We start from the raw sequence: 21,906 nt of genomic DNA, 5'->3' as shown, positions 1-21,906 counted from the left end.
GCGGGGAAAGAACCGGGAAAATCACATGGTTGTGGTTTCACGGGTGTGGTTCAACTCGTGAGGGTGGGTCAACATGTGGGCCGGGTTTGGTGGGTGTGCTGGGAATATCATCGGTGTAACTACTATATGTAGTGCTAGTTGCAGGTATTGACCACAAAGTATAGTGTCGTTGGTACCGCCGCCGGACCGGGAAGACACCCCGTCCAGCGCCCTGAAGTCGAGACAGCAACCGAGAGAATGAGGTCCACTCCCATGTCCATCACCCTCTACACCAAGCCCGCCTGCGTCCAGTGCAAGGCCACCGAGAAGGCTCTCGACCGCGCCGGCCTCTCCTACGAGACCGTGGACATCAGCCTCGACGACGAGGCCCGTGACTACGTCCTCGCCCTCGGTTACCTCCAGGCCCCGGTCGTCGAGGCCAACGGCGAGCACTGGTCCGGCTTCCGCCCGGAGCGCATCAGCAGCCTCGCTGCCGTCGTCGCCTAGGTCCCGGCCCCGGATCGGCCCGCCGGGAGTCGGGCCCGACCGTGTGCCCCCGCCCGCCCCGCCGCCCACGAGACACTGGGCGGCTTTTTTCCTGGAAGGGAAGTGAATCGAAGATGCTCGTCGTGTACTTCTCATCCGTGACGGAGAACACGCGCCGCTTCGTCGAGAAGCTGGATCTGCCCAACGTGCGCATCCCGCTCCACCGCAACGAGGAACCCCTCGTCGTCGACGAGCCCTACGTGCTCGTCTGCCCGACCTACGGGGGAGGGGCGTCCCTCACCCACCAGAACTCCCGCCCCGTCCCGGTGCAGGTGATCCGATTCCTCAACGACGAACGCAACCGCAGCCTCATCCGCGCGGTCGTCGCCGGAGGCAACTCCAACTTCGGCAGCGACTTCGGTCTCGCCGGCGAGATCATCGCGAAGAAGTGCAACGTCCCGTACGTGTACCGCTTCGAGCTGATGGGCAACTCCGAGGATGTGCGTATCCTGCGGGAGGGGCTCCTCACCAACGCGGAGGCGCTCGGACTGACGCCGCTGCCGCAGACCGCCACGTGCTGACACCCCTGTCGACCCTCAAGAAAGGCCTGAAGAAGCTTTGACCACGAAGACCTCCGAGCTCACGACCTCCCAGGAGGAGCAGCTCGACTACCACGCTCTCAACGCGCTGCTGAATCTCTACGACGAGAACGGTCAGATCCAGTTCGACAAGGACCGGGAAGCGGCCAACCAGTACTTCCTGCAGCACGTCAACCAGAACACCGTGTACTTCCACGACCTGGACGAGAAGCTGAAGTACCTCGTGGACAACAAGTACTACGAGCCGGAGGTTCTCGAGGCGTACGACTACGAGTTCATCAAGTCGCTGTTCCAGCGCGCGTACTCCTACAAGTTCCGCTTTCCGACGTTCCTCGGCGCGTACAAGTACTACACCTCCTACACGCTGAAGACCTTCGACGGTCGCCGCTACCTCGAGCGCTTCGAGGACCGCGTCACCATGACCGCGCTGTTCCTGGCCGACGGCAACCGCGAGCTCGCCGAGAACCTCGTCGACGAGATCCTCACCGGCCGCTTCCAGCCGGCCACCCCGACCTTCCTCAACGCGGGCAAGGCCCAGCGTGGCGAGCTCGTCTCCTGCTTCCTCCTGCGCATCGAGGACAACATGGAGTCCATCGGCCGCGCCATCAACTCCGCCCTGCAGCTGTCCAAGCGCGGCGGCGGCGTCGCCCTGCTCCTGTCGAACCTGCGTGAGGCCGGCGCACCGATCAAGCACATCGAGAACCAGTCCTCCGGCGTCATCCCCGTGATGAAGCTCCTCGAGGACTCCTTCTCCTACGCCAACCAGCTCGGTGCCCGCCAGGGCGCCGGCGCGGTGTACCTCAACGCACACCACCCGGACATCATGCGCTTCCTCGACACCAAGCGCGAGAACGCCGACGAGAAGATCCGCATCAAGACCCTCTCCCTCGGCGTGGTCATCCCGGACATCACCTTCGAGCTGGCACGTCGCAACGACGACATGTACCTGTTCTCCCCGTACGACGTGGAGCGCATCTACGGCAAGCCCTTCGGCGACATCTCCGTCTCCGAGCTCTACGACGAGATGGTCGAGGACCCGCGGATCCGCAAGACCAAGATCAACGCCCGCCACTTCTTCCAGACCCTGGCGGAGATCCAGTTCGAGTCCGGCTACCCGTACATCATGTTCGAGGACACGGTCAACGCCGCGAACCCGATCGACGGCCGCATCAACATGTCCAACCTGTGCTCCGAGATCCTGCAGGTCAACACCCCGTCGACCTACCACGAGGACCTCTCCTACGAGACCATCGGCGAGGACATCTCCTGCAACCTGGGCTCCATGAACGTCGCCCTGGCGATGGACTCCCCGGATTTCGCCAAGACCGTCGAGACCGCCATCCGTGGCCTCACCTCCGTCGCGGAGTTCACCAGCATCGACTCCGTCCCGTCCATCCGCGAGGGCAACCGGGCCTCCCACGCCATCGGCCTGGGCCAGATGAACCTCCACGGTTACCTCGGCCGTGAGCACATCTACTACGGCTCCGAGGAGGGCCTCGACTTCACCAACGCCTATTTCGCGGCCGTCCTGTACCAGGCACTGCGGGCCTCCAACAAGCTGGCCAAGGAGCGCGGCGAGAAGTTCGTCGGCTTCGAGAAGTCCAAGTACGCCGACGGCAGCTACTTCGACGGCTTCGACCCGGCGGACTTCGCGCCCAAGACCGAGAAGGTCAAGGGGCTGTTCGAGAATTCCACCGCGCATGTCCCCACCGCCGAGGACTGGGCCGACCTCAAGGCCGAGGTCATGGAGCACGGCCTGTTCAACCGCAACCTGCAGGCCGTCCCGCCGACCGGGTCGATCTCCTACATCAACAACTCGACCTCCTCGATCCACCCGATCGCGTCGAAGATCGAGATCCGCAAGGAAGGCAAGATCGGCCGCGTCTACTACCCGGCCCCGCACATGAACAACGAGAACCTGGACTACTTCCAGGACTCGTACGAGATCGGCTACGAGAAGATCATCGACACGTACGCCATCGCCACGAAGTACGTCGACCAGGGCCTGTCCCTGACCCTGTTCTTCAAGGACACCGCCACCACGCGCGACATCAACCGCGCGCAGATCTACGCATGGCGCAAGGGCATCAAGACCCTGTACTACATCCGCCTGCGTCAGGTCGCCCTCACCGGCACCGAGATCGAGGGCTGCGTCTCCTGCATGCTCTAGGCGAATGACAAAAAGGCACGGACCCTCGGGAGGGTCCGTGCCTTCGGCGTCTGCGGTGCCGACGCCCGGGGGCGTCGGCAAGCGGCTCAGTAGTCGTCGACGAACATCTGCGCGACCTCGGTGAGCAGCTGGCGGGACTGCTCCTCCGCCGCGGCCTCGTCGCCGTCGGCGACGGCCCGGGCCAGCTGCTCGTGGGCGGTCAGGGCCGCGGGGGCCGGGTCCGCCGGCTGCATCCCGTACCGGGTGCGGCCGTGGAGGACACTGAGCAGGGAGGGGGCGAGGGCGGCGAACATCTCGTTGCCCGACGCCTCGAGCAGCAGGTTGTGGAAACGGCTGTCGGCGTCGAGGAACTCCTGGGAGGCTCCGCCACCCGAGGTGCCCATCTCCCGCAGACGCGCGGCCAGGCCCACCAGCTCCTCCCGCTGCGCGAGGCTCGCGTTGCGGGCCGCGAGGCGGGCCGCCTGCGGCTCGATGCCGGTGCGCAGCTGGTTGAGGGAGCGCAGCTGTGAACGGCGCTCGGTGGCGCAGGCGAGACGCCAGTCGATGATCGACTGGTCGAAGACGGCCCACGACGCCCGCGGGCGGACGGTGATGCCGACGCGGCGGGACGAGGACACCAGACCGAGCTGCTCGAGGGCGCGCATGGCCTCACGGGCGACGGTGCGTGAGATGTCGAAACGGTTGGACAGATCCTGCAGGGTGAAGGTCCGGCCCTCCGGCAGAGTCCCGGAGATGATGTCGCGCCCGAGCTCGTCCAGGACATTGTCCAGCAGCGGTGCGGCCGGGGTGCGCTGTGTCTCTGTCATGGCTGGGGAACCCTTCGGTTGCGGGAACAACTTAGCTATTAGTCATTCTAAACGCTCACCGGGCCGGTATCACAGGTAATTCCCATAAATCGGGGGATTCAACCCACGGCGCCGGCCGGGGCAACCTTCCGATTCGGGGGTGATCAGGCGTGGTGGGACGGGGCAGAAGCCCCGGGTGCAACACATCCCTATATATAAGGAATCGTCCGGCGGGCGGGAGGGGTGCCGGCGCCGGTGGACGAACGTCACGGCGGATTAGTTCCCGACACGGGGGACTATACGAAAGTTTGAGCCCGGCCGGGGGTAGTGGGGAGTTCCCGGGAGTCCCGGGGAATGTTAATGTCCCAGTTCGCAACCGTGGCCTGAGTCACAAATGTCGGGGGTGGTCGCCGATCTCGGGTGGATTCGCCCCGAATTGCCGTTATCCTTGCGGTTTGTAGGGCCGGTGGGGTTACACTGGCTTACGTCTCCAGCTCCTATTGGGCTGGAATAATCTCTTACGCGTCCTTTAAGATGAGACGCAGTAAAAGCTTGGCAGTCCGTGTAGTGCGGGCTGTCTCGTAGTCAGGAGGAACTATGACCGCAGTGGCGCCAAGGCTTGATGATTACATCGAGCCGACTCGTCCTCAGCCGACAGGTCTTGACCGTAAGGGGTCTCGTGCCTGGGATATGCTGATCACCACCGACCACAAGCAGCTGGGCATCTACTACATCATCATGTCCTTCAGCTTCTTCTTCCTCGGCGGCCTTATGGCCCTGCTGATCCGTGCGGAGCTCTTCGCACCGGGTCTGCAGTTCCTGTCGAACGAGCAGTTCAACCAGCTGTTCACCATGCACGGCACCGTGATGCTGCTGCTGTTCGGTACGCCGATTGTCTGGGGCTTCGCCAACTACGCCCTGCCGCTGCAGATCGGCGCGCCGGATGTGGCCTTCCCCCGTCTGAACGCCTTCGGCTTCTGGATCACCACCGTCGGTGGTGTCGCGATGCTGTCCGGCTTCCTTACCCCGGGCGGTGCGGCCGACTTCGGTTGGACCATGTACTCCCCGCTGTCCGATGCAGTCCACACCCCGGGTGTCGGCGCTGACCTCTGGATCATCGGTGTCGGTGCGACCGGTATCGGTACCGTCGTCTCCGCCATCAACATGCTCACCACCATCCTGACGATGCGTGCGCCGGGCATGACCATGTTCCGTCTCCCGATCTTCACCTGGAACATCTTCGTCACCTCCGTCATCGCCCTGATGATCTTCCCGCTGCTGCTCGCCGCCGCCCTCGGCGTCCTGTACGACCGCAAGCTCGGCGCGCACATCTACGACACCGCCAACGGTGGCGCCATCCTGTGGCAGCACCTGTTCTGGTTCTTCGGCCACCCCGAGGTCTACGTCCTCGCACTGCCGTTCTTCGGTGTCATCTCCGAGGTCATCCCGGTCTTCTCCCGTAAGCCGATGTTCGGCTACATCGGCCTGATCTTCGCGACCCTCGCCATCGGCGCCCTGTCCATGGCCGTGTGGGCACACCACATGTTCGTCACCGGTGCCGTCCTGCTGCCGTTCTTCTCCTTCATGACGTTCCTGATCTCGGTCCCGACCGGCGTCAAGTTCTTCAACTGGGTCGGCACCATGTGGAAGGGTCACATCACCTGGGAGACCCCGATGATCTTCGCGGTCGGCTTCGTCGCCACCTTCCTCTTCGGTGGCCTGACCGGCATCATGCTGGCCTCCCCGCCGCTGGACTTCCACCTGGCTGACGGCTACTTCCTGATCGCGCACTTCCACTACACCCTGTTCGGTACCGTCGTGTTCGCCTCCTTCGCCGGCGTCTACTTCTGGTTCCCGAAGATGACGGGCCGCATGCTGGACGAGCGTCTGGGCAAGATCCACTTCTGGATCACCTTCATCGGCTTCCAGGGCACCTTCCTGGTCCAGCACTGGGTCGGCAACATGGGTATGCCGCGTCGTTACGCCGACTACCTTGACTCTGACGGCTTCACCCTGCTGAACCAGATCTCCACCGTGTTCTCCTTCCTGCTGGGCGCCTCCGTCATCCCGTTCGTCTGGAACGTCTTCAAGTCCTGGCGTTACGGCGAGGTCGTCACCGTCGACGATCCGTGGGGCTACGGCAACTCCCTCGAGTGGGCGACCTCCTGCCCGCCGCCGCGTCACAACTTCGTCTCCCTGCCGCGTATCCGCTCCGAGCGCCCGGCGTTCGAGCTGCACTACCCGCACATGGTTGAGCGCATGCGTCGCGAGGCACACACCGGTGCCCACGACGAGCGCGCGGAGATCACCCAGACTCCGGCTCCGGCCGAGGTCCGCTAAAAGGGTTTGACATAGACCCCTCCGACTGACACGACCCCCGGTAGATCCCTCTACCGGGGGTTGCGGCATGTTCGAAACCCCCTCCCATGAAAGAATGATCCCGTGGCAGATCAAGCTCAGAACCCCGATACCGCCGACACCGAAGCACAGCAGCAGCTGCAGGTGGCGCTCCAGCCCGGACTGGAGTCCGCAGTCATCACCCTCACCGGCCGTGACCGGCCGGGCGTGACGGCCGCCTTCTTCCGCGTCCTGTCCGCTCACGACGTCCAGCTTCTCGACGTCGAGCAGTCCCAGTTCCGTGGATACCTCTCCCTCGCCGCCTACGTGGGCGTCGACCCGGAGCGCGTCGACCGTCTCCGCGAGGGCCTGACCGAGACCCTCAAGGGCCACGGGCAGCTCGCCACCGTCGAGATGGTCCCGGAGGGCCAGCACTCCAGCCCGCGGTCCACGCACGTGGCCGTCGTCCTGGGCAACCCGGTGACCGCCACCGACGTGTCGGCCATCGGTCAGACGCTGGCCAACTACGGCGCGAACATCGACCGTATCCGCGGCATCGCGGACTACCCGATCACCGGCCTGGAGATCATGATCACGATCGCCAACCCGGAGCCGGGCGGCGGCAAGGCCATGCGTAAGGCACTGGCGGAGCTGACCACCGAGCTGGGCGTCGACATCGCCATCGAGCGTGCCGGCCTGCTGCGCCGCTCCAAGCGTCTGGTCATCTTCGACTGCGACTCCACCCTCATCACCGGTGAGGTCATCGAGATGCTGGCGGCCCACGCCGGCAAGGAGGCCGAGGTCGCCGAGGTCACCGAGCGGGCCATGCGCGGCGAGCTCGACTTCGAGGAGTCCCTCCGTGAGCGCGTCGCCACCCTCGAGGGTCTCGACGCCTCCGTCATCGACGAGGTCGCCCGCGACATCGTCCTGACCCCGGGCGCCCGCACGACCATCCGCACCCTGAAGAAGATGGGCTACCGCACGGCCGTCGTCTCCGGTGGCTTCATCCAGGTCCTCGAGGACCTGGCCGAGGACCTCCAGCTCGACTACGTCCGCGCGAACACCCTGGAGATCGTCGACGGCAAGCTCACCGGCCGCGTGACCGGTGACATCGTCGACCGTGCCCGCAAGGCGGAGCTGCTGCGCGAGTTCGCCGAGGACTCCGGCCTGCAGATGTACCAGACCGTGGCCGTGGGTGACGGTGCCAACGACATCGACATGCTCTCCGCGGCGGGCCTGGGCATCGCGTTCAACGCCAAGCCGGCGCTGCGCGAGATCGCCGACACCTCCGTCAACCACCCCTTCCTCGACGAGGTGCTCCACATCCTGGGCGTCCCGCGCGAGGAGATCGACGAGTCCGACCTGGAGGACGGCACCTTCCGCCGGGTCCCGCTCGAGGTCTCCGCACGGTAGTGGAGGAGACCGATCCGCTCGCCCTCGCGCACGCCCTCCTGAGCGCGCGGGTGAGCGACAACCGGCACGACCGCTCCGAGAACCCGGAGCAGCAGGAGACCGTGCAGGCGATGCAGATCGCCCTGCACGTGCCGAAGACACAACCGCCCCGCCGTACCGACCTCCTCGAGGCCGCGGCGCGGGCGGTTGTCGCCGTCTGCCTCTCCGACAGGGTCGCGGGGGACCCGTCCTGGCGGGCGGGGCTGGAGGGCTGGTACGACCACCTCATCCGCAAGGTGACCCGCCGGGCCCGCAACAAGGCGTGGCGGGAGGTGCAGGAGGTGCCGGGCGTCACCGTCGACGTGCGGGGCGCCCAGGCACGGGCGTTCGTGCCCTCGGCGGTGTCGGCGGTCCCGCCGCCGGTGCGGAAGCTGCAGATCCAGGGGACGGAGCTGCCCCCGGAGGAACCGGGCCCCGTGGAGCCCGGCACCCCGCTGATCCTCGTGGACCGGGACCTGCAGATGACCACCGGCAAGGCGGCGGCCCAGGTCGGGCACGCGAGCATGCTGCTGGCCGCGGCCCAGGACCTGGGGTGGGTCCGCGCATGGGCGGCCCGCGGTTTTCCGCTGAACGTGCGGGAGGTGCCGCATGCGGAGTTCGCGGCGTACCTCGGCACCCCGGGGGTGGTGACGGTGCGGGACGCCGGTTACACGGAGGTCGCCCCCGACGCCCTCACCGTGCTGGCGCTCCCCGGCGACGAAGCCCACCTCCGCGGGGCCCGTCCGTGAGACACTGGGATCCAGGACACATCCTCGAAAGGATCGACCATGACCCGCCCCGAAGATCCCTACGCCGCCAACCCCGGCTATCCCGGTTATCCCGCAGACCTGCCCCGGCCGGTCCCGCCCGGTGAGCCGCGCCCCCTCGACGCCGTCGAGAGCCTCACCCAGGGGACGAAGGCGCTGTTCAGCAACGTCCTGCCGTGGGTCCTGGCCATGCTCATCGTCCTGGCCGTCACCGTCATCCTCACGGTGGTGCTGGTCGCGCCGGTCGCCCTGCGTGAGTACGCGGGGGAGGAGCAGGCCGTGGCCCTGTCGCCGGCGACGGTCGCCGCTCTGGTCCTCGTCTGGCTCATCGTCTTCGTCCTGGGCATGGTGTGGACCCTCAACGTCTACCGCAACGCTGTCCGCCAGGTGCAGGGGGAGCCGGTGGACCTCAGTGACTTCTTCCGCCTGCGGGAGCTGGGTGTCCCCTTCGTGGCCTACGTGCTGATGGGGCTGGTCACCTTCGTCGGCATGCTGCTGCTGGTCATCCCCGGCCTGGTGGCCGCGGTGCTGCTGATGTTCGTGCCCTACCTGGCGTTCAGCCGCCCGGAGAGCGGTCTGAACGGGATCTTCCGGGGGTCCGTGGACATCGTCCGGGCCAACCCCGGGCACTCACTCCTGCTGGTGCTGTTCTCCCTGCTGCTCAATGCGGTGGGCAGCCTGACGGTGGTCGGGGTGCTGATCACCGCGCCGCTGAACGCCTGCATGATGGCGCACGCCGCACTCCAGGGCAGCGGCGACCGGCTCCTTCACCGGTCCTGAGCCACCAGACGCTCGAGCGCACCGCGGACCACCTGCGGGTCGGTCGTCTCCCAGAAGGCGGGCATCGAGGCGCGGAGGAAGGAGCCGTAGCGCTTGGTCACCAGGCGGTTGTCCAGGACGGCGACGACGCCGCGGTCGTTGACCGAGCGCAGCAGGCGGCCCGCGCCCTGGGCCATGAGCAGGGCCGCGTGCGTGGCGGCGACCTCCATGAAGCCGTTGCGTCCCTCGGCCTCCGCGGCCTCCTTGCGGGCCTGCAGCAGCGGGTCGTCGGGGCGGGGGAAGGGGACCCGGTCGATGAGGACCAGGGAGCAGGCGCTGCCCGGAACGTCGACGCCCTGCCACAGGGTGAGCGTGCCGAAGAGGCAGGCGTTCTCGTTGCGGGCGAACTTCTCCACCAGCGCGCCGGTCGTGTCGTCGCCCTGGCAGTAGACGTCGAAGGGCAGGCGGGCACGCATCGCCTCGGCGGCCTGTTCCGCGGCGCGACGGGAGGAGAAGAGTCCCAGGGTGCGGCCGCCGGCGGCCATGATGAGGTCGTGGATCTCGTCGAGGGTCTCGGCGGCGAGGCCGTCGCGGCCGGGGTCCGGCAGGTGGCGGGCCGTGTAGAGGATGCCGGAGCGGCGCGGGTCGAAGGGGGTGCCGGCGTCGAGGCTGTCCCACGTGCCGCGGGGCAGTCCCCAGGAGGCGGCCATCGCGTCGAAACGCCCGCCGATGGTGAGCGTCGCGGAGGTGAGCACGACGGTCTGCTCGCCGAAGAGCCTTTCGTGGAGCAGCCCGGCCACCGACAGCGGGGCGACCATGAGGACGTCGCCGCGGCGGTCGTCGCGGTCCAGCCACACGACGTCGCGTTGCGACGCCGCGTCCTCCTCGTCGAACACGGTGAGGATCCGCACGATGGCGTCGTGAAGTTCCTGCAGGTGGTTGGTGAGGTTCTGCCGTTCGGCGTTCTTCTCCGGATCGTGCGCGGCCTCGCCCTCGGGGGCGCGGGCGACGGCGTCGCGGAGGGACCACAGGCCGTCGCGGAGGCCGGCGAGCGGGCCGCGGGCGGCGTCGTCGATGTCGCTCCACCGGCCGGCGGGCAGCAGCGCGGCGGCCGCCAGCCAGTCGTCGGTGAGTTCCACCACCTTGTCGTCGCGGCCGTCGGCACCCAGCTTCCCGGCGCGCTTGGCGGCCAGTGTCAGGGCGGTGCGTGACAGTTGGTTGGTGGCGACGGAGGTGATGCGGCCGTCGAGTTCGTGGGCCTCGTCGATGATGACCACGTCGTGCTCGGGGAGGATGTCGATGTCGGCGAGGGCGTCGATGGCCAGCAGCGCGTGGTTGGTCACCACGATGTCGACCTCATGTGCTTTCCGACGCGCCGCCTCCGCGAAGCACTCCTCGCCGTGCGGGCAGCGCGTCGCCCCGAGGCACTCACGGGCGGTGACGGAGACCTGCCGCCACGCCAGGTCCGGCACGCCGGGCTCGAGGTCGTCGCGGTCGCCGCTCTCCGTCTCCTGCGCCCACTCGTGGACGCGGGCGACGTGCCGGCCCAGCCAGGAGACCTCGGCCTCGTCGAGAAGCGCCTCCTCCGGGTCCTCGTCCGCCCCGATGCGGTTGAGGCAGACGTAGTTGGAGCGACCCTTGAGGATCGCGAAGGTGGGGCGCCGCTCCATGACCTTCTCCAGGGCGTCCGCCAGACGCGGCAGATCCCTCTCGACCAGCTGCCGCTGCAGGGCGATGGTCGCCGTGGAGACGATGACCGAGGAACCCGTGGCCTGCGCGTGCCGGATCGCCGGGACCAGGTAGGCCAGCGACTTGCCGGTGCCCGTGCCGGCCTGCACCGCCAGGTGCCGTTCCGTCTCCAGCGCACGGGTGACGGCCTCCGCCATGGCGACCTGGCCGTCGCGGCGGGTGCCGCCGAGGGCGTCGACGGCGGCGTCGAGAAGCGTGGTGGTGGAGTGGGACACGCGGTGCCTCCTGGCGGGAAGAAGATGAGGGGCCGGCCCCCGAGTCTAACGCCGGGGGCCGGCCACGCCGGGGGAGAGGTTCCCGCTACCCGGGGAAGCCCACGAAACGGGTGCTGATCGACGGCTCGTCGCGCGACAGCGCCAGGCCCTCCCACGGCAGCGTCAGCAGCTGCTCCGCGAGGTGCGCGCGGGACTCGTGGAGGGTCGGCAGGCCCTCCACCGCCACGCCGTCTCGCATGAGCGGGACCGTGAGCTGACGGGAGGTGAGGCGCCCGGTGTCCGGCGCCTCCGCACCGAAGGGGGAGACCAGCTCCTCGACGGCGACGCCGGAGGAACGGTAGGTACGCACCGCCTGCTTGCCGCCGCCCGTCATGCCCTTGCCGCGCGAACGCTTCGCGACGGGGTGCCCGTCCACCTCGACCAGCTTGTACACCATGCTGGCGGTCGGGGCACCTGAACCCGTGACCACCGAGGTGCCGACACCGTAGACGTCGACCGGGTCGCCGCGCAGACCGGCGATGGCGAACTCGTCGAGGTCCGAGGACACGACGATCCGGGTGTTGTGTGCGCCGAGCTCGTCGAGCTGCCGGCGGACGCGCCGGGTGACGGCGCCGAGGTCACCGGAGTCGATGCGGACGCCCCCGAGCTCGGGGCCGGCGACCCGGACGGCCGTCTCGACGCCCTTGGTGATGTCGTAGGTGTCCACCAGCAGCGTCGTGTCCGGGCCGAGGGCCTCGACCTGGGAGCGGAAGGCCAGCTCCTCGTTCGGGGTGCCGTCCTCGTTGATGTGCAGCAGCGTCCACGCGTGCGCGGCGGTGCCGGAGGCGGGGATGCCGTAGCGGTGGGAGGCCTCCAGGTTCGAGGTGGCGGTGAAACCGGCCAGGTAGGCCGCCCGGGAGGCGGTGACCGCCGCGTACTCGTGGGTGCGGCGTGAACCCATCTCGATGATGGGGCGGCCGTCGGCGGCCGTGACCATGCGGGCGGCGGCCGAGGCAATCGCGGAGTCCGCGTTCATGATCGACAGGATGACCGTCTCGAGGATCACGCACTCGGCGAAGGTGCCGCGGACGGTGAGCAGCGGGGAGTACGGGAAGTAGAGCTCGCCCTCCCGGTAGCCGTCGATCTGCCCGGTGAAGCGGTAGTCCCGGAGGAACTCGCGGGTCCGGTCGTCGAGGAAGCTCAGGTGCGTGAGCTGGTCCTCCGTGAAGACGAAGTCCCGTATCGCACGCAGCACGCGGGCGGTGCCCGCGACGACGCCGTAACGACGCTCATTGGGCAGCCGGCGAGCGAAGACCTCGAAGGTGCAGCTGCGGTGTGCCGTGCCGTCGCGCAGCGCGGCCTGCAGCATGGTGAGCTCGTACATGTCCGTCAGCAGCGACGTCGAGCGGTTCGGCGGCAGCGAGGCGGCCTGGGTGGTGGGTGTGGTCTCGTTCACACCGCCCACTGTATATCGGTCGGTGCTCACCTGGCGGAGAGTTGCAGCGTCACCCACACGCGGCCGTGACCCACGGCGACGCCGGTGCCGTGGAAGGAGTAGCGGGCGTCGATGAGCACCGCGGTGTGCGGCGCGGAGTGCAGCCAGGCCTCCATGAAGGCGTGGCCGGAGGCCTCCTCCAGCGGCAGGCTGTGCTGCAGCAGGGTGACGTTGTTCGGGGAGTCGACGTGCGTCCCCAGGACCGCGACCTTCTGGGCGTGGCGCTGGGCGGTGCGCTCCATGTGGGAGTCGAGCGCCAGCGGCGGGACGTGTTCCTTCATCCGCAGGGCGTTCACCGCAAAGACGAGTTCGTCGTGGATCGTGGTGAGCTTCGCCTGCGTCTCCGCGTCCGGGACGACGTAGCCGATGTCCTCGCCCGCGTCCCCCGGATCATCCGACGCCGGGCCACCGGGCGTGAAGGCCAGCAGCAGCGACATGATGAGGCTGCCCACGGTGAGGAGGACGCCCGCGTTCGACAGCAGGTCCTTCATCCCCTGCGGGGACGTCCAGGGGGCTGACGACAACGGGAACATGGCGGTGGGGGTCCTCGGAAGAATAGGCGTGGTTGAAAGGGAAACAGTGTAGTCGGAAGTACTGAGAAAGAACGTACCCGCCCGCGGGGGGATACACCACCTGACCGACCGGGCCGGTTCCGGCGTCGGGGAGGGGGTGGCGGAACGACAGGCACGGTGGCTCTGCCAACCTCCGGGTGCGTTGAGTAGGCTGAGTCACATGACAGGTCCAGTACTGATGAGTGCGCCCGGAATGGGGTCCCCGATGGCGACCCCGGAGCTCGACGAGGCGATCGAGGTCGACGTCGCCACCTCGGAGAATCTGCCGTGGATGTGCATCGTATGGGATGATCCGGTCAACCTCATGAGCTACGTGACCTATGTCTTCCAGACCGTCCTCGGCTACGGACGCAAGCGCGCCACCGAGCTGATGATGCAGGTCCACACCGAGGGCAAGGCCGTCGTCTCGACAGGTGAGAAGGACAAGGTCGAGGGTGACGTCAAGAAGCTGCACACCGCGGGCCTGTGGGCCACGATGCAGCAGGCCGGATAGGAGACAGGATGCAGGCATGGCGGCGGAAGAAGGGACTCATGCGGGCGGCGCGGTATCAGACGGTGCTTGAGCCCCTGGAGCGGGAGGTGCTGGGCAACCTGGTGGCGACCGTGAGTGAGGCCATCATCCAGCGTGCCCAGTCGGCCCCGAAGGATGAGCTGGCCGAGCTCACCGGCATCCCCTCCGGCCACAAGGAGGCGCCGCAGGACCCCGCCATGGCCCGGCTGCTCCCCGACTTCGAGCGGGAGGGCGACGAGGAGTACGAGGGCGACAACTCCCTGCTCCGCAGCCTCCACGAGAACGACATCTGCCGTGCGAAGCTGCAGAACCTGCAGGTCCTGGCGGAGAAGGTCGGGCCCGACGGGGGAGTGAACATCACGTTGAGCGAGGAGGAGGCCAGGGCCTTCATCGCGGGCCTCAACGATCTGCGGCTCTACCTGGCGGCCAGCGTGGGCGCGGCCGGGGGAGACGCGGTTGAGGGTTTTGAGGGGCAGGCGCCGGCCCCCGCCGACGAGGAGACCACCGCGCTCATCGAGTGGCTCGGCTACAACCAGGACAGCCTGCTCACGGCGATGATGGACTGATGTCCGCGCTTGTCGACGTCCCCGGACTCCTCGTCGGGCACGCCTCCCTGGGGGACACCGGCGTCACGGCCGTCGTCGCGGAGTCCCCGGCGGGCATGGTGGCCGGCGTCGACGTCCGCGGCGGCGGTCCCGGTACCCGGGAGACGGACCTGCTGGAGCCCCACAACACCGTGGAGCGTGTCCATGCGATCGTGCTTGCCGGCGGGTCGGCCTTCGGGCTGGCCGCCGCCGACGGGGCGATGCGTGAGCTGGAGCGCGCCGGGCGGGGTTTCCCGGTCCTCGGGGAGGGGCGGCCCGGTCCGCGTGTGCCCATCGTGCCGGCCGCGGTGATCTTCGACCTGTTCGTCGGGGACGCCGACCACCGGCCGACCGCCGCAGATGGCGCGGCGGCGGTGGCGGCGGCGCTCGCCGGGGATCCGGCGGGGGCCACGGCGCGGGGCAGCGTCGGTGCCGGGTGCGGGGCGACGGCCGGGGTCCTGCGTGGGGGCGTCGGTCAGGCGTCGGCGCCGGTGGGGGAGTACACGGTGTCCGCCCTGGTGGTGGCCAACCCGGTGGGGTCGGTCATCGACCCGGAGACTGGTCTCCTGTGGGGTGACCCCGGGCGGCCGGCGGTGGACACGGAGAGGTTCGGGGCGCTGGAGCATCCGGCGGCGCGGTTGAACACGACGATCGGGGTGGTCGCCACTGACGCGCCGGTCACCACCGCCCAGGTCACCCGGCTGGCGATGGTCGGGCACGACGGCATCGCGCGGGCCGTGCGGCCGGCGCACTCCCCGCTGGACGGGGACACGCTGTTCGCGGTCGGTACCGCGGCGGAGGCGTCCGGGGTGGACGTGGAGACGCTGCACGCCCTGTCGGCCGCGGCGGCGGATGTGGTGCAGCAGGCGCTTGTCGACGCCGTCGTGTCCGCCGTCCCCGGCCACGGCGTCGCATGCTGGGCGGAGATCCTCCGCGACTGATTAGAGTGGTGGGCAATGTACCAGCCAGTCCCGTACCCCACCGCCCCGCCGCCCGCCTCCCGCGGAGGTTCCTCGCTCCGTTCCGGATTCCTGTTCGCCGCCGGTTACGTGCTCGTCATCTGGGCGGTGCACATCGTCAACGTCCTGGTCTTCGGCCGGCAGCTGCTGTACTTCGGCATCCACCCGCTGGACGTATCATCCCTGTGGCATATTTTGACCTCCCCGTTGCTGCACGCCAACGTGGAACACCTCATATCGAATACGATTCCCGGTGCTGTCTTCAGCTTTCTCATAGGTATGTCGCGGGCGCGGGTCTGGTGGGAGGTCACGGCCATCGTGGTGCTCCTCGGAGGGGCCGGCGTCTGGCTGCTGGGAGGGGTGGGCACGAACCACATCGGGGCCTCCGGCCTGGTGTACGGCTGGCTCGGGTATCTGTTGGTCAGGGGCCTGTTCAACCGCAGCGTCATGCAGATCATGGTGGGTGTTGGCCTGGGAATTCTGTACTCGGGACTGGTGTGGGGCATCCTGCCGGGAGTGCCCGGGGTGTCCTGGCAGGCCCATCTCTTCGGCGCCGTCGGCGGTGTGGCGGCGGGAGTGTTCATCACGTCCGATGACCCACCCGCGCTGCGGGAGCGGAGGCGTCTCCGGAGGCTGGAACGGCGCTCGTCCGGGGGCGGTTTACCCCCGGTCTCGGGTGGGAACTGAGATGATTATTTAGGAGTCACACAGGTTCGATGGTGATAGTTCGGAAAGTTCCTAGTAGCATTAGTTTCTATGAACAGCAATGACGTGGAATGGTTGTCTGATCAGGAATCAGAGACCTGGATGAATGTGTGGTCCTTTCATGTGTGGCTGCCCTCCCGGCTGGAGGCGCAGCTGAAGAGGGACGCCGGCATCAGCCACTACGACTACTTCACACTGATGCAGCTGTGGAAGGCCCCCCAGCACACTCTCCGCATGAGTGAGCTGGCCGCGGCCTCCGACATGACCCTCTCCCACCTGTCCCGCGTGATCACCCGCCTGGAGAAGCAGGACCTCGTGCGCCGTCTGCCGGATCCCGGCGACGGCCGTTCCACCCTCGCGGAGCTCACCACCGACGGCCTGGCACTCTTCGAGCAGGCGGCCCCCGGCCACGTCTCCGAGGTTCGTCGCCTCATCTTCGACAACCTCGAGCCGGAAGAGCAGCGTCACTTCTCGGATGCCATGAGCAAGATCGTCGCGGCCATGGACAGCGGGGAGCGTCGTCCCCAGCGCTAGCATGGTCGGCGTGAGCACTCCCGAAGCCCCCATCGGCATCTTCGACTCCGGCGTCGGCGGCCTGACGGTCGCCCGCACGATCATGGACCAGCTGCCGCACGAGTCGATCATCTACATCGGTGACACCGCGCACGGCCCCTACGGACCGCTGCCCATCGCCGAGGTCCGCGCCCACGCGACCCGGATCGCCGACGACCTCGTCGAACGCGGCTGCAAGATGCTCGTCATCGCCTGCAACACCGCCTCCGCCGCCTTCCTCCACGACGCCCGCGAGCGTTACGACGTCCCCGTGGTCGAGGTCATCCAGCCCGCGGTGCGCCGCGCCCTGGCCACGACGCGCAACGGCAGGGTGGGCGTGATCGGCACGGTCGGCACCATCAACTCGGGCGCCTACCAGGACCTGTTCGCCATCAACCCCGGCGTGGAGGCACACGCCCAGGCCTGTCCCAGCTTCGTCGACTTCGTCGAGCGCGGCATCACCTCGGGACGCCAGATCCTCGGCGTCGCCGAGGCCTACGTGGAGCCGCTGCAGGCGGCGGGCGTCGATACGCTCGTGCTGGGGTGCACCCACTACCCGCTGCTGTCGGGCGTCATCCAGCTGGCGATCGGCGACCACGTCACGCTGGTCTCCTCCGCGGAGGAGACGGCGAAGGACGTGCTGCGCGTGCTCACCCGGGAGAACCTGCTCGCCGACCCGGTGGGGGACGCCGACCGGCAGCCGGTCCGCCTCTTCGAGTCGACGGGTGACCCGGCGAAGTTCGCGGCGCTCTCGGAGCGTTTCCTCGGGCCCGGCGTCGGTCAGGTCCACCAGGTGACCGGCCTGTAGGACCTGGGAATTCCCCTCACAATCTGATGACGTTCTGTGCGTTGCGTTCGAGAAAACCGCTCTGACGTGGCACAGTAGCGACATGAAGTTGACGATCCTCGGAAGTTCCGGCAGCGTCGGCGCGCCCACCAACCCGGCCTCGGGCTACCTGGTGACCGTCGACAACTCCCCGGCCCTGCTCGTGGACATCGGACCCGGCGTGCTCGGCAGCCTCCAGAGGTTCCACGACCCGTGCGACGCCCACGTGGTGTTCTCCCACCTGCACGCGGACCACTGCCTCGACTTCCCCTCGCTGATGGTGTGGCGCCGCTACCATCCGCACTCCCCGGCCAAGGGACGCAACCTCTGCTTCGGCCCCTCCGGGACGCTCTCCCACCTGGGCCCCCTGTCCGCCGACAGCCCCGGCGAGGTGGACGACATGTCCGACACCTTCGCCTTCGCCCCCTGGCGGGCTGGCGAGGCCCACATCATCGACCGCCTCAGCGTCGTCCCCTTCGAGGCCGTCCACCCGGTCGAGGCCTACTGCCTGCGCATCACCGAGCACACCTCGCGCAAGACGATCGCCTACTCGGGCGACACCGGATGGACCGACCAGCTCGTCGAGTGCGCCCGTGACGCCGACGTCTTCCTCTGCGAGGCCACCTGGTGCGCCGGGGAGGGGGACTTCCCGCCGGACATGCACCTCACCGGAGCGGAGGCCGGGCGGGCTGCCCGTCTGGCCGGCGCCAAACGCCTCATCATCGTGCACATCCCGCCGTGGGGCGACGAGGAGGCGACCCTCGCCGCGGCGCGCGCGGAGTACGACGGCCCCATCGAGGTCGGCCGCCCGGGCCAGGTCATCGAGTTCTGACACCCCGGAGGTAGCCTGGGGGACATGACTTCTGACTTCCAGCGTGCCGACGGCCGCGACCTCGACCAGCTCCGCACCGTCCGCATCACCCGCGGCTTCACCTCCAACCCGGCCGGCTCCGTCCTCATCGAGTACGGCAACACCCGGGTCATGTGCACCGCCAGCGTCGAGCACGGCGTCCCCCGCTTCAAGAAGGACTCCGGCGAGGGCTGGCTGACCGCCGAGTACTCCATGCTCCCGGCCGCCACCCACGACCGCATGCCGCGTGAGTCCATGCGCGGCAAGGTCAAGGGCCGCACCCACGAGATCTCCCGCCTGGTGGGCCGCGCGCTGCGCGCCGCCGTCGACCTCTCCCAGCTCGGCGAGAACACCATCAACATCGACTGCGACGTCCTGCAGGCCGACGGCGGCACCCGCACCGCCTCCATCACCGGCGCCTACGTGGCGCTCGCCGACGCCATCGCCGTGCTCAAGTCCGAGGGCGTCGTCCCCGGCGAGCCGCTGCTCCCGCCGGTCGCCGCCGTCTCCGTCGGCCTGGTCGACGGCCACGTCTGTCTCGACCTGCCCTACGAGGAGGACGCCCGCGCCGAGGTCGACCTCAACGTCGTGATGACGGAGGCCGGCAACTTCGTCGAGATCCAGGGCACCGGCGAGCACGGCGACTTCAGCCGTGAGCAGCTCGACGCCATGCTCGACTCCGCGGAGAAGGGCTGCCGCGAGCTCATCGCCGCCCAGCGCAGCGCCCTGGGGATCTGACATGCAGCTGCTCGTCGCGTCGAACAACGCCAAGAAGCTCGCCGAACTCGAGCGCATCCTCCGCGCCGCCGACGTGCAGGGCGTGGAGGTCATCCCGCTCAGCCAGGCCCCGGCCTACGAGGAGCCCGTCGAGGACGGCCGCACCTTCGCCGACAACGCCCTCATCAAGGCGCGGGCGGGGGCCCGGGAGACCGGCCTGGTGTGCATCGCCGACGACTCCGGCCTCGCGGTGGAGGAGCTCAACGGGATGCCGGGCGTGCTCTCCGCACGCTGGGCAGGCCGACACGGCGACGATGACGCCAACAACGCCCTGCTCCTCGGGCAGATGGCGCACGTCCCCGACGGGCGACGCGCCTGCGCCTTCGTGTCCGTGTGCGCGCTGGTCACCCCGGACGGCGCGGAGCACGTCGCCGAGGGCCGCTGGGAGGGCACCCTCCTGCGGGAGCCGGTGGGGGAGAACGGTTTCGGGTACGACCCGCTGTTCCTGCCCGCCGACGCCGTCGCCGCCGGGCGCTCCTCGGCGCAGCTGACCCCGGAGGAGAAGAACGCCCTGTCCCACCGCGGGAAGGCCCTGGCCCAGCTGGTCGAGGTCATCCGTGGCCTGACCTCCGACCCGTCCGCTGAAGGACCCGGCACGGTGGACTAATATTCGACGAATGACCCCGCAGAACATCGATGATCCCCGCAACCGCCCGAGTGGACCGACGGCGGAGCGGCAGTACGTCCTCACCCTCGGTTGCCCCGACTCGACCGGTATCGTCGCGAAGCTGTCGACGTTCCTGGCTGAGCAGGGTGGTTGGATCACCGAGGCCGCCTACTTCACGGACCCGGAGAACAACTGGTTCTTCACCCGGCAGGCGGTCCGCGCGGACTCCGTCGACATGAGCATCGCCGAGCTGCGCGAGAAGTTCCGCCCCGTGGCGGAGGAGTTCGGCCCGAAGGCGCAGTGGCGCCTGTGGGACACGGCGGACCTGAAGAAGGTCGTCATCCTCGTCTCCCGGGAGGGCCACTGCCTGCACGACCTGCTCGGCCGGGTGGCGGAGAACGACTACCCGATGGAGGTCGTGGCGGTCGTCGGCAACCACGACAACCTCTCCTACATCGCGGACAACCACGGGGTGCCGTTCTACCACGTGCCGTTCCCGAAGGACGCCGTCGGCAAGCGGAGGGCCTTCGAGGAGCTCGGCGAGATCGTCAACTCCTACGAACCGGACGCCATCGTCATGGCCCGCTTCATGCAGATCCTGCCGCCGGACTTCTGCGAGATGTGGGCCGGCCGCGTGCTCAACATCCACCACAGCTTCCTGCCGTCCTTCATGGGCGCCCGCCCGTACCACCAGGCGCACAAGCGGGGCGTGAAGCTCATCGGCGCGACGTGCCACTTCGCCACCTCCGACCTCGACGACGGCCCGATCATCGAGCAGGACGTCATCCGCGTCACCCACAAGGACACCCCGGAGGAGATGCAGCGCCTCGGCCGTGACGCCGAGAAGTCGGTCCTGGCCCGCGGCCTGCGCTACCACCTCGAGGACCGGGTCCTCGTCTACGGCAACCGCACCGTCGTCTTCGACTGACGGAAAAGGAACGGGGCCCCTGCACCTGCAGGGGCCCCGTTCCTGTGTCTGGGGTCAGGCGAGCTGGAAGCGCTCCTTGACCTCGCGGCGGCGGTTCGCCTCCACGAAGAAGGAGAGGAACGGCACGACGCCGGCGAGCGCGGTGGTGAACCACACGACCGGCTTCCAGCGGGCCTTGAGCCCGAGGTTGAGCACCGCCAGGACGTAGCCCATGTAGGCCCAGCCGTGGGCGATGGCGACGATCGTGGCCCAGTCCGGGATCTCCACCTTGAGGATGTACTGCATGATCATGCGCACCACGAGGAAGATGAGGAACAAACCCGTGATCCAGGCGGTGACCGAGAAGATCTTCAGTGCGGTGTCGACGCGCTTCTGGCGCTCAGGATGGATCGTCTGGGTGGTGGTCATGGGTGGCTGTCTCCAGTGTGGTCGGTGTCTGCTTCACGACGCCTCCGTGTCGGCCTGTTGAGCTCGTTGAAGGTGTCGATGTCGATGGTGGGGCGGGACGGCAGGAAGGTCTCGTCGATGGCGGTGACCCGGTCCTTCCTCACGTCGGCGGCCTCGTAACGGAAGTCCGGGTCGTCCGAGGCGTTCTCCGCGTCGATCATCTCGTTCTCGTAGGCGAGGAACTTGCGGTACGCGTAGACGAAGAACACGCCGAACAGGGGCCACTGGAACGCGTAGCCGAGATTCTGGAACGTGCCCGTTCCGGACTGGAACCGCGTCCACTGCCACCAGGCCAGAGCGATGGTGCAGGCGACGGCGATGATGAGGAAGATGACGTGCGAGACGCGTACTTTCTTCCGCTCTCTCTTCTGCCTGCTGTTGTCGCTCACGGAACACCACGATACCCGGCATCGTCCGAAAGGTGGAGTTCGGGGCGTTTCGGGTGGTGAGGGGTCAACGGGTATCATGATTCCCGCATGCGCTCGTGGCGGAATTGGCAGACGCGCTGGATTTAGGTTCCAGTGTCTTCGGATGTGTGGGTTCAAGTCCCACCGGGCGCACCATAGGGGCCTCCCGCCGGTTGTGGTGGGAGGCCCCTGTCCATTCCGTGTGACACCCAAGTTCGAGAGGACTCGTCCGGGGCTCCGGCGTCACACGAAACGGACGCCGGCGGGAGGTTCTTCCCCGATTCCGACCCCCGGGGGACGGATATGTGATAATCATCCCCCCGCTGCCAGGCAGTGTCGATGATCACATAATGGCAGGGCGGACGGGTGGCCGGTGGGGTGTCGAAAAGCAAAAAGTGCACAGCCCACAGGTGGTTTTGCCCGCGAACCG

At 68.1% G+C, this 21,906-nt stretch carries 23 protein-coding genes and 1 tRNA gene; 18 read left to right on the top strand and 6 right to left on the bottom strand.

The window, feature by feature from the left end:
* Nucleotides 1-252 precede the first annotated feature (252 nt).
* From nrdH to nrdE, 3 genes are all read left to right on the top strand, one after another.
* On the top strand, nt 253-486 hold the full coding sequence (gene nrdH, locus B842_RS10780; RefSeq protein ID WP_040086635.1) for a glutaredoxin-like protein NrdH: 234 nt from the start codon (nt 253-255) through the stop codon (nt 484-486).
* A gap of 113 nt (nt 487-599) precedes the next feature.
* A complete protein-coding gene (gene nrdI, locus B842_RS10775; protein WP_040086634.1) occupies nt 600-1,046 on the top strand; it encodes a class Ib ribonucleoside-diphosphate reductase assembly flavoprotein NrdI in 447 nt (148 codons plus the stop codon).
* Between the two features lie 37 nt (nt 1,047-1,083).
* Nucleotides 1,084-3,234 (top strand): class 1b ribonucleoside-diphosphate reductase subunit alpha, encoded by a 2,151-nt coding sequence (gene nrdE / locus B842_RS10770; RefSeq protein WP_040086633.1) that lies wholly within the window; start codon nt 1,084-1,086, stop codon nt 3,232-3,234.
* Nucleotides 3,235-3,320: 86 nt separating this feature from the next.
* Here the strand turns inward: nrdE and B842_RS10765 are convergent, their stop codons facing one another.
* Nucleotides 3,321-4,040, bottom strand: a complete 720-nt coding sequence (locus B842_RS10765; protein ID WP_040086632.1) for a FadR/GntR family transcriptional regulator — start codon at nt 4,038-4,040, stop codon at nt 3,321-3,323.
* A gap of 576 nt (nt 4,041-4,616) precedes the next feature.
* On the opposite strand from B842_RS10765, the gene ctaD reads away from it, so the two are divergent.
* From ctaD to B842_RS10745, 4 genes are all read left to right on the top strand, one after another.
* Nucleotides 4,617-6,359, top strand: coding sequence for an aa3-type cytochrome oxidase subunit I (gene ctaD, locus B842_RS10760; protein ID WP_040086631.1), 1,743 nt, complete (start codon nt 4,617-4,619; stop codon nt 6,357-6,359).
* A gap of 102 nt (nt 6,360-6,461) precedes the next feature.
* Nucleotides 6,462-7,769 carry a phosphoserine phosphatase SerB gene (gene serB, locus B842_RS10755; protein ID WP_052437894.1) on the top strand — a complete coding sequence of 436 codons (1,308 nt, stop codon included), beginning with the start codon at nt 6,462-6,464 and terminating at the stop codon, nt 7,767-7,769.
* Entirely contained in the window at nt 7,769-8,536 is a 768-nt protein-coding gene (locus B842_RS10750) for an aminoacyl-tRNA hydrolase (protein WP_040086630.1), read from the top strand. Before serB ends, B842_RS10750 begins: the two co-directional genes overlap by 1 nt.
* Nucleotides 8,537-8,575: 39 nt before the next feature.
* On the top strand, nt 8,576-9,334 hold the full coding sequence (locus B842_RS10745; protein WP_040086629.1) for a hypothetical protein: 759 nt from the start codon (nt 8,576-8,578) through the stop codon (nt 9,332-9,334).
* Here B842_RS10745 and B842_RS10740 read toward each other — a convergent pair.
* The 3 genes from B842_RS10740 to B842_RS10730 all read right to left on the bottom strand — a co-directional run bounded on the left by B842_RS10740 (nt 9,322) and on the right by B842_RS10730 (nt 13,284).
* A complete protein-coding gene (locus tag B842_RS10740; protein ID WP_040086627.1) occupies nt 9,322-11,277 on the bottom strand; it encodes an ATP-dependent DNA helicase in 1,956 nt (651 codons plus the stop codon). The genes B842_RS10745 and B842_RS10740 overlap by 13 nt on opposite strands.
* An 85-nt stretch (nt 11,278-11,362) precedes the next feature.
* On the bottom strand, nt 11,363-12,712 hold the full coding sequence (locus B842_RS10735) for a nicotinate phosphoribosyltransferase (protein ID WP_373277283.1): 1,350 nt from the start codon (nt 12,710-12,712) through the stop codon (nt 11,363-11,365).
* Nucleotides 12,713-12,738: 26 nt separating this feature from the next.
* On the bottom strand, nt 12,739-13,284 hold the full coding sequence (locus B842_RS10730; RefSeq protein WP_082028440.1) for a CAP domain-containing protein: 546 nt from the start codon (nt 13,282-13,284) through the stop codon (nt 12,739-12,741).
* Nucleotides 13,285-13,483: 199 nt separating this feature from the next.
* Between B842_RS10730 and clpS the strand changes: the two genes are divergently transcribed.
* From clpS to purU, 10 genes are all read left to right on the top strand, one after another.
* Nucleotides 13,484-13,816 (top strand): ATP-dependent Clp protease adapter ClpS, encoded by a 333-nt coding sequence (gene clpS / locus B842_RS10725; protein ID WP_174520256.1) that lies wholly within the window; start codon nt 13,484-13,486, stop codon nt 13,814-13,816.
* An 8-nt stretch (nt 13,817-13,824) separates the two neighbouring features.
* Nucleotides 13,825-14,400 carry a DUF2017 domain-containing protein gene (locus B842_RS10720; protein ID WP_040086622.1) on the top strand — a complete coding sequence of 192 codons (576 nt, stop codon included), beginning with the start codon at nt 13,825-13,827 and terminating at the stop codon, nt 14,398-14,400.
* Nucleotides 14,400-15,359: a P1 family peptidase gene (locus tag B842_RS10715; RefSeq protein WP_040086621.1), complete on the top strand. Its 960-nt coding sequence runs from the start codon at nt 14,400-14,402 to the stop codon at nt 15,357-15,359. The genes B842_RS10720 and B842_RS10715 overlap by 1 nt, the downstream gene beginning before the upstream one ends.
* A gap of 15 nt (nt 15,360-15,374) precedes the next feature.
* Nucleotides 15,375-16,064 carry a rhomboid family intramembrane serine protease gene (locus B842_RS10710; RefSeq protein ID WP_052437893.1) on the top strand — a complete coding sequence of 230 codons (690 nt, stop codon included), beginning with the start codon at nt 15,375-15,377 and terminating at the stop codon, nt 16,062-16,064.
* 69 nt (nt 16,065-16,133) lie between these two features.
* A complete protein-coding gene (locus B842_RS10705) occupies nt 16,134-16,616 on the top strand; it encodes a MarR family winged helix-turn-helix transcriptional regulator (RefSeq protein WP_040086619.1) in 483 nt (160 codons plus the stop codon).
* Between the two features lies 1 nt (nt 16,617).
* Nucleotides 16,618-17,442, top strand: coding sequence for a glutamate racemase (murI, locus tag B842_RS10700; protein WP_040086617.1), 825 nt, complete (start codon nt 16,618-16,620; stop codon nt 17,440-17,442).
* An 82-nt stretch (nt 17,443-17,524) separates the two neighbouring features.
* Nucleotides 17,525-18,292 (top strand): MBL fold metallo-hydrolase, encoded by a 768-nt coding sequence (locus B842_RS10695; RefSeq protein ID WP_040086616.1) that lies wholly within the window; start codon nt 17,525-17,527, stop codon nt 18,290-18,292.
* A 24-nt stretch (nt 18,293-18,316) separates the two neighbouring features.
* Nucleotides 18,317-19,048 carry a ribonuclease PH gene (gene rph, locus B842_RS10690; protein WP_040086614.1) on the top strand — a complete coding sequence of 244 codons (732 nt, stop codon included), beginning with the start codon at nt 18,317-18,319 and terminating at the stop codon, nt 19,046-19,048.
* A 1-nt stretch (nt 19,049) separates the two neighbouring features.
* Complete coding sequence (rdgB, locus tag B842_RS10685; protein WP_040086613.1) at nt 19,050-19,694, top strand: RdgB/HAM1 family non-canonical purine NTP pyrophosphatase; 645 nt, start codon at nt 19,050-19,052, stop codon at nt 19,692-19,694.
* Nucleotides 19,695-19,704: 10 nt separating this feature from the next.
* Entirely contained in the window at nt 19,705-20,622 is a 918-nt protein-coding gene (gene purU, locus B842_RS10680; protein WP_040086611.1) for a formyltetrahydrofolate deformylase, read from the top strand.
* Nucleotides 20,623-20,676: 54 nt separating this feature from the next.
* Here purU and B842_RS10675 read toward each other — a convergent pair whose 3' ends face one another.
* Together B842_RS10675 and B842_RS10670 are read right to left on the bottom strand one after the other, a co-directional pair.
* Nucleotides 20,677-21,030: a DUF3817 domain-containing protein gene (locus B842_RS10675; protein ID WP_040086610.1), complete on the bottom strand. Its 354-nt coding sequence runs from the start codon at nt 21,028-21,030 to the stop codon at nt 20,677-20,679.
* The gene (locus B842_RS10670) at nt 21,027-21,458 is read right to left on the bottom strand and encodes a membrane protein (RefSeq protein WP_040086608.1); all 432 of its coding nucleotides are present in this window, start codon (nt 21,456-21,458) and stop codon (nt 21,027-21,029) included. Before B842_RS10670 ends, B842_RS10675 begins: the two co-directional genes overlap by 4 nt.
* A gap of 89 nt (nt 21,459-21,547) precedes the next feature.
* Between B842_RS10670 and B842_RS10665 the strand changes: the two genes are divergently transcribed.
* Nucleotides 21,548-21,632: transfer RNA gene (locus B842_RS10665), tRNA-Leu, on the top strand.
* Nucleotides 21,633-21,906: the final 274 nt, after the last annotated feature.

This window comes from Corynebacterium humireducens NBRC 106098 = DSM 45392 (assembly GCF_000819445.1).
GTDB classification, from domain to species: domain Bacteria; phylum Actinomycetota; class Actinomycetes; order Mycobacteriales; family Mycobacteriaceae; genus Corynebacterium; species Corynebacterium humireducens.
Note: the sequence above shows the minus strand (reverse complement) of the source record. Positions and strands in the feature narration are given on the sequence as shown.

Coding starts and splice junctions, on each gene's coding strand:
- nrdH (WP_040086635.1), top strand. CDS start 253: ATGTCCATCACCCTCTACACCAAGCCCGCCTGCGTCCAGTGCAAGGCC.
- ctaD (WP_040086631.1), top strand. CDS start 4,617: ATGACCGCAGTGGCGCCAAGGCTTGATGATTACATCGAGCCGACTCGT.
- B842_RS10730 (WP_082028440.1), bottom strand. CDS start 13,284: ATGTTCCCGTTGTCGTCAGCCCCCTGGACGTCCCCGCAGGGGATGAAG.
- B842_RS10695 (WP_040086616.1), top strand. CDS start 17,525: ATGAAGTTGACGATCCTCGGAAGTTCCGGCAGCGTCGGCGCGCCCACC.
- B842_RS10705 (WP_040086619.1), top strand. CDS start 16,134: ATGAACAGCAATGACGTGGAATGGTTGTCTGATCAGGAATCAGAGACC.
- purU (WP_040086611.1), top strand. CDS start 19,705: ATGACCCCGCAGAACATCGATGATCCCCGCAACCGCCCGAGTGGACCG.
- B842_RS10765 (WP_040086632.1), bottom strand. CDS start 4,040: ATGACAGAGACACAGCGCACCCCGGCCGCACCGCTGCTGGACAATGTC.
- B842_RS10675 (WP_040086610.1), bottom strand. CDS start 21,030: ATGACCACCACCCAGACGATCCATCCTGAGCGCCAGAAGCGCGTCGAC.
- nrdI (WP_040086634.1), top strand. CDS start 600: ATGCTCGTCGTGTACTTCTCATCCGTGACGGAGAACACGCGCCGCTTC.
- B842_RS10745 (WP_040086629.1), top strand. CDS start 8,576: ATGACCCGCCCCGAAGATCCCTACGCCGCCAACCCCGGCTATCCCGGT.
- clpS (WP_174520256.1), top strand. CDS start 13,484: ATGACAGGTCCAGTACTGATGAGTGCGCCCGGAATGGGGTCCCCGATG.
- rph (WP_040086614.1), top strand. CDS start 18,317: ATGACTTCTGACTTCCAGCGTGCCGACGGCCGCGACCTCGACCAGCTC.
- B842_RS10720 (WP_040086622.1), top strand. CDS start 13,825: ATGCAGGCATGGCGGCGGAAGAAGGGACTCATGCGGGCGGCGCGGTAT.
- murI (WP_040086617.1), top strand. CDS start 16,618: ATGGTCGGCGTGAGCACTCCCGAAGCCCCCATCGGCATCTTCGACTCC.
- B842_RS10710 (WP_052437893.1), top strand. CDS start 15,375: ATGTACCAGCCAGTCCCGTACCCCACCGCCCCGCCGCCCGCCTCCCGC.
- B842_RS10715 (WP_040086621.1), top strand. CDS start 14,400: ATGTCCGCGCTTGTCGACGTCCCCGGACTCCTCGTCGGGCACGCCTCC.
- rdgB (WP_040086613.1), top strand. CDS start 19,050: ATGCAGCTGCTCGTCGCGTCGAACAACGCCAAGAAGCTCGCCGAACTC.